The organism is Citrobacter sp. Ca225 (assembly GCF_030337175.1).
GTDB lineage: Bacteria > Pseudomonadota > Gammaproteobacteria > Enterobacterales > Enterobacteriaceae > Citrobacter_A > Citrobacter_A amalonaticus.
The window spans coordinates 1-11,404 of the sequence record NZ_JAOWCD010000099.1 but is presented as its reverse complement, the minus strand read 5'-3'; the positions used below and the strand labels follow the sequence as shown (position 1 = coordinate 11,404).

The following is an 11,404-nucleotide window of genomic DNA, read 5'->3' as shown; positions in this document are numbered from 1 at the left end:
AATCCTCTTGGGTTCGGTCTATTGTGATGGGCATCGACTCTCGACAATGATGTTTGATGAGTCAGGCAGGAGTAGGGAAGGAATACAGAGAGACAATAATAATGGTAGATAGCAAGAAGCGCCCTGGCAAAGATCTCGACCGTATTGATCGTAACATTCTTAATGAGCTGCAAAAGGATGGGCGTATTTCTAACGTCGAGCTTTCTAAACGAGTGGGACTTTCCCCGACGCCCTGCCTTGAGCGTGTGCGTCGTCTGGAAAGACAGGGTTTCATTCAGGGCTATACAGCGCTGTTAAACCCGCATTATCTGGATGCATCACTTCTGGTATTTGTTGAGATTACTCTGAATCGTGGCGCTCCGGATGTGTTTGAACAATTCAACGCCGCAGTACAAAAACTTGAAGAAATTCAAGAGTGTCATTTGGTGTCTGGCGATTTCGACTACCTGTTGAAAACACGTGTGCCGGACATGTCAGCCTACCGTAAGCTGCTGGGGGAAACCCTGCTGCGTCTGCCTGGCGTCAATGACACCCGTACTTACGTGGTAATGGAAGAAGTCAAACAGAGTAATCGTCTGGTTATTAAGACGCGCTAATACGGAACAGGTGCAAAATCGGCGTATTTTGATTACACTCCTGTTAATCCATACAGCAACAGTGCCGGGGTAACCCGGTGCTGTTGTCCGTTTTAGCATCGGGCAGGAAAAGCCCGAAACCTGGAGAGCCTTTTTTGAGCCAGGAATACACTGAAGACAAAGAAGTCACATTGACAAAGTTAAGCAGCGGGCGCCGACTTCTGGAGGCGTTGCTGATTCTTATTGCCCTTTTTGCCGTCTGGCTGATGGCAGCCTTACTGAGCTTTAATCCTTCTGATCCCAGTTGGTCGCAAACGGCCTGGCATGAGCCTATCCATAATTTGGGCGGGGCGCCGGGGGCATGGCTGGCGGATACCCTGTTCTTTATCTTTGGGATAATGGCGTACACCATTCCTGTCATCATTGTGGGCGGCTGCTGGTTTGCCTGGCGTCACCAGGCGACCGATGACTATATCGACTATTTTGCCGTCTCGCTGCGCATCATTGGCGTGCTGGCGCTTATCCTTACCTCCTGTGGTCTGGCCGCTATTAATGCCGATGACATCTGGTACTTCGCCTCCGGCGGGGTGATTGGCAGTCTGTTGAGTACCACGCTGCAACCGTTGCTGCACAGCAGTGGTGGCACCATTACGCTTCTGTGCGTGTGGGCGGCAGGGCTGACGCTCTTTACCGGCTGGTCCTGGGTTAGCATCGCCGAAAAACTTGGCGGCTGGCTGCTCAATATTCTGACCTTTGCCAGCAACCGTACCCGTCGTGATGATACCTGGGTAGAAGACGACGAATACGAAGACGATGAAGAGTATGAAGATGAAGTCGAGGGCGGGAAACGTGAATCCCGTCGGGCGCGTATTCTTCGCGGTGCGCTGGCGCGCCGTAAACGTCTGGCTGAAAAATTTATCAATCCGCATGGCCGTCAGACGGATGCGGCGCTCTTCTCCGGCAGACGCATGGATGATGACGATGAGATAGCCTACAGCGCGCGCGGCGTCGCGGCCGATCCTGGCGATGTGCTGTTCTCCGGGCATCGTGCGACACAGCCGGAATATGATGAATACGATCCGCTGTTAAACGGTCATTCGGTGACCGAACCCGTCGCCGCTGCGGCGGCAGCAACGGCTGCGACTCAGGCCTGGGCTGCGCCGGTCGATCCGATTATGCAAACGCCGCCCGTACCAGGCGCAGAAACCGTTCCTGTACAACCTGCGGTTGCATGGCAACCCGTACCAGGCCCGCAAACCGGCGAGCCGGTGATTGCTCCTGCGCCGGAAGGCTATCCGTCGCACAACCCGTACGCGCAGCCGCAGCAGGCGCAGTATGAGACATGGCAACAGCCTGTTCCGACTGAACCGCAAAATGCTGCGTCTGTGGCTCCTGAAGCTGGTTATCCGCAGCCAGGCGTACCGCAACAACCGTGGCAGCAACCGCAAGCTACGGTAGAGCAACCCTGGCAGCCCGAGCCGGTTTATCAACCCGAGCCTGTCCAGCAGCCGGTTTATCATCAGCCAGCGTATCAGCCGGAGCCTTTATCGCCACAGGAACCTGTGGTTCCGCAGGCTCCGATTACTGAGCCTGAGCCGGTAGTCGAAGAGACAAAACCTGCGCGCCCGCCGCTGTACTACTTTGAAGAAGTGGAAGAGAAGCGTGCGCGTGAACGTGAGCAACTGGCCGCGTGGTATCAGCCGATTCCTGAACCTGTTAACGCGCCGGAACCGGTGGTTCCTGCACCGTCAACTGCGCCTTCTATACCGCCTGTTGACACCGCTGCGACCATTGCGCCGATCGCTGCAAGCGTGAAGGATGCGACCTTATCAGCCGGTGCGACTGCGGCAGCTGCAGCGCCAGTCTTCAGCCTCGCGAATGGCGGAGCGCCGCGTCCGCAGGTGAAAGAAGGGATTGGCCCGCAACTGCCTCGTCCCAATCGCGTACGTGTACCGACACGCCGTGAGCTGGCATCGTATGGTATTAAATTGCCTTCTCAGCGTATGGCTGAGGAGAGAGCGCGTGAAGCCGGTCAACACGATCCGCAGTATAGCGATGATGAAATCGACGCCATGCAACAGGACGAACTGGCTCGTCAGTTTGCTCAGTCACAGCAAAGTCGTTATGGCGACGAGTATCAGCATGAGGCGACGCAGGCCGACGATGAAGATGCCGCTGCGGAAGCTGAACTGGCGCGCCAGTTTGCCTCTTCACAGCAACAGCGCTACGCCGGTGAGCAACCTGCCGGAGCGAATCCATTCTCGCTGGATGATTTTGAGTTTTCACCCATGAAAACGCTGGTCGATAACGGCCCGCATGAGCCGCTGTTTACACCGGGCGTAATGCCGGAGTCTGCGCCTGTTCAGCCACCCACAACGCCGCAGTATCAGCAGCCGCAACAGCCAGTAGCGCCGCAGTCGCAGTATCAGCAGCCACAACAGCCGGTAGCGCCGCAGCCGCACTATCAACAACCACAACAGCCGGTAGCGCCGCAGCCACAGTATCAGCAACCGCATCAGCCGATAGTGACGCAGCAACCTGCTGCACCCCAGCCGCAGGAAAGCCTGATTCACCCGCTGCTGATGCGCAATGGTGACAGCCGTCCGCTGCAAAAACCGACGACGCCACTGCCTTCGCTGGATCTGCTGACGCAGCCACCGAGTGAAGTGGAGCCGGTTGATACCTTCGCGCTGGAACAAATGGCGCGCCTGGTTGAAGCTCGCCTGGCTGATTTCCGCATCAAGGCTGATGTGGTGAATTACTCGCCAGGTCCGGTGATCACCCGTTTTGAACTGAATCTGGCGCCGGGTGTGAAAGCGGCGCGTATTTCCAACCTTTCTCGTGACCTGGCGCGTTCGTTGTCGACTGTCGCGGTGCGCGTGGTGGAAGTGATTCCGGGTAAACCATACGTAGGCCTGGAATTGCCGAACAAAAAACGGCAGACCGTTTACCTGCGTGAAGTGCTGGATAACGCGAAGTTCCGTGAAAACCCGTCGCCGCTGACCGTCGTGTTGGGTAAAGATATTGCCGGCGATCCGGTGGTAGCCGATCTGGCGAAAATGCCGCACCTGCTGGTGGCGGGAACAACCGGTTCGGGTAAATCGGTTGGGGTGAACGCCATGATCCTCAGCATGCTTTACAAGGCGCAGCCGGAAGACGTTCGTTTCATCATGATCGACCCGAAAATGCTGGAGCTGTCGGTTTACGAAGGCATTCCGCATCTGCTGACGGAAGTCGTCACGGATATGAAAGACGCCGCCAACGCCCTGCGCTGGAGCGTTAACGAGATGGAACGCCGTTACAAGCTGATGTCTGCGCTGGGCGTGCGTAATCTTGCGGGTTACAACGAGAAGATAGCCGAAGCCGCGCGGATGGGACGTCCAATTCCGGACCCGTACTGGAAACCGGGCGACAGTATGGATGCGCAGCATCCGGTACTGGAAAAACTGCCGTATATCGTTGTGCTGGTTGACGAATTTGCCGACCTGATGATGACCGTCGGTAAGAAAGTTGAAGAGCTGATTGCCCGACTGGCGCAAAAAGCCCGTGCGGCCGGGATCCACCTGGTGCTGGCGACACAGCGTCCATCGGTTGACGTCATTACCGGTCTTATTAAAGCCAACATACCGACACGTATTGCCTTCACCGTGTCCAGTAAGATTGACTCGCGTACTATCCTCGATCAGGGCGGTGCAGAATCGCTGCTGGGGATGGGGGATATGCTTTACTCCGGGCCAAACTCCACCATGCCGGTGCGTGTTCACGGCGCATTTGTCCGTGACCAGGAAGTGCATGCGGTGGTGCAGGACTGGAAGGCGCGTGGGCGTCCGCAGTATGTGGATGGCATCACCTCCGACAGCGAAAGCGAAGGCGGCGGCGGTGGCTTTGACGGTGGCGAAGAGCTGGATCCGTTATTCGATCAGGCTGTCAACTTTGTGACAGAGAAACGTAAAGCGTCCATCTCCGGCGTACAGCGCCAGTTCCGTATTGGCTACAACCGTGCGGCGCGCATTATCGAACAGATGGAAGCGCAGGGAATCGTCAGCGAACAAGGCCATAACGGCAATCGTGAAGTGCTGGCGCCACCACCGTTTGACTAAGTGCAAAGTTACGTAATTCAGTATTGTCTTCTTTCCTCACGCTGATTTTTGGCCTGGAATGGATAGCAGAGGGATCTCCCGGTCGGGAGTGACGTATTTTGAGGAATAACAATGAAAAAAATCGCAATCACCTGTGCATTACTCTCAGGATTCGTGGTAAGCAGCGTTTGGGCGGATGCCGCCAGCGATCTGAAAAGTCGTCTGGATAAAGTAAGCAGCTTCCACGCCAGCTTCACACAGAAAGTGACTGATGGCAGCGGCGCTGCTGTTCAGGAAGGTCAGGGTGATTTGTGGGTGAAGCGTCCGAACCTGTTTAACTGGCACATGACGCAGCCTGATGAAAGCATTCTGGTTTCTGATGGGAAAACGCTGTGGTTCTTCAACCCGTTTGTTGAGCAGGCCACCGCGACCTGGCTGAAAGACGCCACTGGCAACACGCCGTTTATGCTGATTGCCCGCAACCAGTCCAGCGACTGGCAACAGTACAATATCAAGCAGAACGGTGACGACTTCGTCCTGACGCCGAAAACCAGCAACGGTAACCTGAAACAGTTCACCATCAATGTGGGCCGTGACGGGACTATTCATCAGTTCAGCGCCGTGGAGCAGGATGACCAGCGCAGCAGCTATCAGCTGAAATCACAGCAGAATGGCGCCGTTGACGCATCGAAGTTCACCTTTACTCCACCGCAAGGCGTAACGGTAGACGACCAACGTAAGTAGAGGCCTGCGTGAGCAACCTGTCGCTCGATTTTTCTGATAATACCTTTCAGCCACTGGCCGCGCGGATGCGGCCAGAAAATTTAGCGCAGTATATTGGTCAGCAGCACCTGCTGGCTGCGGGTAAACCGTTGCCGCGTGCGATTGAAGCCGGACATCTGCACTCCATGATCTTGTGGGGACCGCCGGGAACCGGGAAAACGACACTCGCTGAAGTGATTGCCCGCTACGCCGATGCCGACGTTGAGCGGATATCGGCGGTCACCTCCGGCGTGAAAGAGATCCGCGAAGCCATCGAACGCGCCCGTCAGAATCGTCATGCCGGGCGTCGCACTATTCTTTTTGTTGACGAAGTTCATCGCTTTAATAAAAGCCAACAGGATGCGTTCTTACCGCATATTGAAGACGGCACGATCACCTTTATCGGGGCAACCACCGAAAACCCGTCGTTTGAACTGAATTCTGCGCTGTTGTCGCGGGCGCGCGTCTATTTGCTCAAATCGCTGACCACGGAAGATATCGAACAGGTTCTCCGTCAGGCGATGGAAGACAAGGCGCGGGGCTATGGTGGCCAGGATATCGTTCTGCCGGATGATACCCGCAAAGCTATCGCGGAACTGGTCAATGGTGATGCGCGCCGCGCATTGAACACCCTGGAAATGATGGCTGATATGGCCGAAGTGGATGATAGCGGCAAGCGAGTACTGCTTCCCGCGTTGTTGACCGAAATCGCCGGTGAGCGCAGCGCGCGTTTTGATAACAAAGGCGACCGCTTCTACGATCTCATTTCCGCATTGCATAAATCAGTTCGCGGCAGCGCGCCGGATGCGGCACTTTACTGGTATGCGCGAATCATTACGGCAGGGGGGGATCCGCTGTATGTCGCGCGCCGTTGCCTGGCGATTGCTTCCGAAGATGTGGGCAATGCCGATCCGCGTGCGATGCAGGTGGCGATTTCCGCCTGGGACTGCTTCACGCGTGTGGGGCCTGCTGAAGGCGAGCGCGCCATCGCCCAGGCGATTGTTTATCTGGCCTGTGCACCGAAAAGCAATGCGGTGTATACCGCCTTTAAAGCGGCGCTCTCCGATGCCCGCGAACGTCCTGACTATGACGTACCTGTTCATCTGCGCAATGCGCCGACGAAGTTGATGAAAGAGATGGGTTACGGCCAGGAATATCGTTATGCACATGACGAACCGAATGCTTATGCCGCGGGCGAGGAATATTTCCCGCCGGAGATGGCACAAACACGCTATTATCACCCCACAAACAGAGGTCTTGAGGGCAAGATTGGCGAAAAGCTCGCCTGGCTCGCCGGACAGGATCAAAATAGCCCTATAAAACGCTACCGTTAGCGCAGGCGTTGCGGTAATGTTGGCACTGTATCCCTGTGACCGCAGGCTGTGGTCACATTTTCCCATTTCAATTCGATAAGCACAGGATAAGCATGCTCGATCCCAATCTGCTGCGTAATGAGCCAGACGCAGTCGCTGAAAAACTGGCACGCCGGGGCTTTAAGCTGGATGTAGATAAGCTGCGCGCTCTTGAAGAGCGTCGTAAAGTTTTGCAGGTCAATACTGAAAACCTGCAGGCAGAGCGTAACTCTCGATCGAAATCCATCGGCCAGGCGAAAGCGCGCGGGGAAGATATCGAGCCTTTACGTCTGGAAGTGAACAAACTGGGCGAAGAGCTGGATGCCGCAAAAGCGGAGCTGGATGTTTTACAGGCTGAGATTCGTGATATCGCGCTGGCCATTCCTAACCTGCCTGCAGACGAAGTGCCGGTCGGTAAAGACGAAAACGATAACGTTGAAGTCAGCCGCTGGGGTACCCCGCGCGAGTTCGACTTTGAGGTTCGCGATCACGTCACGCTGGGCGAAATGCATTCCGGTCTGGATTTCGCTGCTGCCGTTAAGCTGACGGGTTCCCGCTTCGTGGTGATGAAAGGGCAGATTGCCCGTATGCACCGTGCGCTCTCGCAATTTATGCTCGATCTGCATACCGAACAGCATGGCTACAGCGAAAACTATGTGCCGTATCTGGTCAACCATGACACCCTGTACGGCACGGGGCAGTTGCCGAAATTTGCCGGCGATCTGTTCCACACGCGTCCGCTGGAAGAAGAGGCTGACAGCAGCAACTACGCGTTGATTCCGACGGCAGAAGTGCCGCTGACCAACCTGGTGCGTGATGAGATCATCGACGAAGACCAACTGCCGATCAAAATAACGGCGCACACACCGTGCTTCCGCTCTGAAGCGGGTTCCTACGGTCGTGATACTCGTGGCCTGATCCGTATGCACCAGTTCGACAAAGTTGAAATGGTACAGATCGTTCGCCCGGAAGATTCAATGGCAGCGCTGGAAGAGATGACCGGTCATGCGGAAAAAGTGCTGCAACTGCTGGGTCTGCCCTATCGCAAAATCATTCTTTGCACCGGCGACATGGGCTTTGGCGCATGCAAAACCTACGATCTGGAAGTGTGGGTACCGGCGCAGAATACCTACCGCGAGATTTCATCCTGCTCTAACGTCTGGGATTTCCAGGCGCGCCGTATGCAGGCTCGCTGTCGCAGCAAGTCCGACAAAAAGACCCGTCTGGTGCATACTCTGAACGGTTCTGGTCTGGCGGTTGGTCGTACGCTGGTGGCGGTGATGGAAAACTACCAGCAGGCTGATGGCCGTATCGAAGTGCCGGAAGTGTTGCGTCCGTACATGAACGGACTGGAATATATCGGTTAATCCTCGCTTCACTCTTTCTAAAAAGCGCCTTTGGGCGCTTTTTTTATGCCTGTTTGACGCCGGACAATAATCATTACCCCCTTAGGGGTAATATTACTTTCGAATGAAATTCAGCATTTTGCACTGTTATCCTGTAAATACGTTGTATGTAGAACTATATAACGTTGCTTAACTACTCAAATAATAATATCAATTTCTGTTTTTTTACTGTAAGCAAGCAGAGTGAGCCTTTATGAAAACGAAGATCCCTGATGCCGTGATGGCAGCGGAGGTGAGTCGTCGCGGTTTGGTCAAAACGACGGCGATTGGCGGACTGGCGATGGCCAGCAGCGCGTTTACCCTGCCATTTACCCGTATCGCTAATGCTGCCGAAGCCCTGAGTCCGGCACAAGCCAGCGAAAAAGTCGTCTGGAGCGCCTGTACCGTAAACTGCGGGAGTCGTTGCCCGTTGCGCATGCATGTTGTGGATGGCGAAATCAAATACGTTGAAACCGACAACACCGGTGATGACAACTACGACGGTTTGCATCAGGTGCGTGCCTGTCTGCGTGGACGTTCCATGCGTCGTCGCGTCTATAACCCGGATCGTCTGAAATACCCGATGAAACGCGTCGGTAAACGCGGAGAAGGCAAATTCGAGCGCATCACCTGGGATGAGGCTTACGACATCATCGCCAACAACATGCAGCGTCTGATTAAAGACTACGGTAACGAGTCTATCTATCTGAACTACGGCACCGGTACGCTGGGCGGTACGATGACCCGTTCCTGGCCGCCGGGAAATACCCTGGTGGCGCGTCTGATGAACTGCTGCGGCGGTTATTTGAACCACTACGGCGACTACTCTTCCGCACAAATCGCGGCGGGTCTGAACTACACCTATGGCGGTTGGGCGGATGGTAACAGCCCATCGGACATCGAAAACAGTAAGCTGGTAGTGCTGTTCGGTAACAACCCTGGCGAAACCCGTATGAGCGGCGGTGGGGTGACCTACTATCTGGAACAGGCGCGACAGAAATCGAATGCCCGGATGATTATTATCGATCCGCGCTATACCGATACCGGGGCCGGTCGTGAAGATGAATGGATCCCGATTCGTCCGGGTACCGATGCGGCGCTGGTGAATGCGCTGGCTTATGTGCTGATTACTGAGAATATGGTCGATCAGCCGTTCCTCGATAAGTACTGTGTGGGCTACGACGAGAAAACGTTGCCAGCCAGCGCGCCGAAGAATGGCCACTATAAGGCTTATATTCTCGGGCAGGGGACTGACGATACGCCAAAAACGCCTGAGTGGGCAGCGCAAATTACCGGCATTCCGGCAGACCGTATTATCAAACTGGCGCGAGAAATCGGCAGCGCAAAACCAGCCTATATCAGCCAGGGATGGGGACCACAGCGCCATGCGAACGGTGAAATCGCCACCCGTGCCATTTCAATGCTGGCCATTTTAACCGGTAACGTCGGGATCAACGGTGGCAACAGCGGTGCACGTGAAGGCTCTTACGGTCTGCCGTTTGTACGGATGCCAACGCTGGAAAACCCGGTAGAAACCAGTATCTCAATGTTTATGTGGACCGACGCGATTGAACGTGGTCCGGAAATGACTGCGCTGCGTGATGGCGTGCGCGGCAAAGATAAACTCGACGTGCCGATTAAGATGATCTGGAACTACGCCGGTAACTGTCTTATCAACCAGCACTCAGAGATCAACCGCACGCACGACATCCTGCAGGATGACAAGAAGTGCGAAATGATTGTCGTCATCGACTGCCACATGACGTCGTCAGCGAAGTATGCCGATATCCTGCTGCCGGACTGCACGGCTTCTGAACAGATGGACTTCGCGCTGGATGCTTCCTGCGGGAATATGTCTTATGTGATTTTCGCCGATCAGGCCATTAAGCCGCGTTTTGAATGCAAAACCATCTATGAAATGACCAGCGAGCTGGCGAAGCGTCTGGGCGTCGAGCAGCAGTTTACCGAAGGACGCACTCAGGAAGAATGGATGCGTCATCTGTACGAACAGTCGCGTAAAGCTATTCCGGCGCTGCCGACCTTTGAGGAATTCCGTAAGCAGGGTCTGTTCAAGCAGCGCGATCCGGAAGGACATCACGTGGCCTATAAGGCGTTCCGTGACGATCCGCAGGCCAATCCGTTGACCACGCCGTCAGGTAAAATCGAGATCTACTCGCAGGAACTGGCTAAGATTGCCGCCACCTGGGAACTACCGGAAGGCGATGTCATCGATCCATTGCCGATCTACACGCCAGGTTTTGAGAACTACAACGATCCGTTGACCAAAGATTATCCATTGCAGCTCACGGGCTTCCACTATAAATCTCGCGTTCACTCCACCTATGGCAACGTGGATGTCCTGAAGGCGTCGTGCCGCCAGGAGATGTGGATCAACCCGCTGGACGCGCAAAAACGCGGTATCCGTAATGGCGACAAGGTCCGCATCTTCAATGGTCGCGGAGAGCTACATATTGAGGCGAAAGTGACGCCGCGGATGATGCCGGGTGTGGTTGCGCTAGGGGAAGGGGCCTGGTATGACCCGGATGCCAAACGCATTGACCAGGGGGGCTGTATCAATGTATTGACCACCCAGCGCCCGTCTCCTCTGGCGAAGGGGAACCCGTCACATACGAACCTTGTTCAGGTTGAGAAGGTGTAAGGAGTAACCGATGACAACCCAGTATGGATTTTTTATTGATTCCAGCCGTTGCACCGGTTGTAAAACCTGCGAACTGGCCTGTAAAGATTACAAAGACTTAACCCCGGATGTCAGCTTCCGCCGCATTTATGAATATGCGGGCGGAGACTGGCAGGAAGACAACGGCGTCTGGCACCAGAACGTGTTTGCCTATTATCTCTCTATTGCCTGTAACCACTGTGAAGATCCGGCCTGTACCAAGGTCTGTCCGAGCGGGGCGATGCACAAACGGGAAGACGGCTTTGTGGTGGTGGATGAAGATGTCTGCATCGGCTGTCGTTATTGCCATATGGCCTGTCCGTACGGCGCGCCGCAGTACAACGCCGCCAAAGGCCACATGACCAAATGCGACGGCTGTCATGACCGGGTGGCGGAAGGCAAGAAACCGATCTGTGTCGAGTCTTGTCCGCTACGTGCGCTGGATTTCGGTCCTGTTGACGAACTGCGTCAGAAACACGGCGATCTGGCGGCGGTTGCTCCGCTGCCTGGCGCACACTTTACGAAGCCGAGTATTGTGATCAAACCGAATGCCAACAGCCGCCCGACCGGGGAT

General features: G+C 55.3%; 7 protein-coding genes. All 7 read left to right on the top strand.

Annotation, left to right across the window (positions count from 1 at the left end; translation table 11 throughout):
* Positions 1-101 precede the first annotated feature (101 nt).
* Positions 102-596, top strand: a complete 495-nt coding sequence (gene lrp, locus OGW13_RS18755) for a leucine-responsive transcriptional regulator Lrp (RefSeq protein WP_000228469.1) — start codon at positions 102-104, stop codon at positions 594-596.
* Between the two features lie 134 nt (positions 597-730).
* Positions 731-4,675, top strand: a complete 3,945-nt coding sequence (gene ftsK, locus OGW13_RS18750; RefSeq protein ID WP_287116353.1) for a DNA translocase FtsK — start codon at positions 731-733, stop codon at positions 4,673-4,675.
* A 111-nt stretch (positions 4,676-4,786) separates the two neighbouring features.
* Entirely contained in the window at positions 4,787-5,398 is a 612-nt protein-coding gene (gene lolA, locus OGW13_RS18745) for an outer membrane lipoprotein periplasmic chaperone LolA (RefSeq protein WP_044256345.1), read from the top strand.
* 8 nt (positions 5,399-5,406) lie between these two features.
* A complete protein-coding gene (rarA, locus tag OGW13_RS18740; protein WP_043001204.1) occupies positions 5,407-6,750 on the top strand; it encodes a replication-associated recombination protein RarA in 1,344 nt (447 codons plus the stop codon).
* Between the two features lie 92 nt (positions 6,751-6,842).
* Positions 6,843-8,135: a serine--tRNA ligase gene (serS, locus tag OGW13_RS18735; protein WP_287116352.1), complete on the top strand. Its 1,293-nt coding sequence runs from the start codon at positions 6,843-6,845 to the stop codon at positions 8,133-8,135.
* Positions 8,136-8,367: 232 nt separating this feature from the next.
* Complete coding sequence (gene dmsA, locus OGW13_RS18730; RefSeq protein ID WP_287116351.1) at positions 8,368-10,812, top strand: dimethylsulfoxide reductase subunit A; 2,445 nt, start codon at positions 8,368-8,370, stop codon at positions 10,810-10,812.
* Positions 10,813-10,822: 10 nt separating this feature from the next.
* Positions 10,823-11,404: DMSO/selenate family reductase complex B subunit (locus tag OGW13_RS18725; RefSeq protein ID WP_287115586.1), on the top strand; the 582-nt coding region annotated here is incomplete at its 3' end.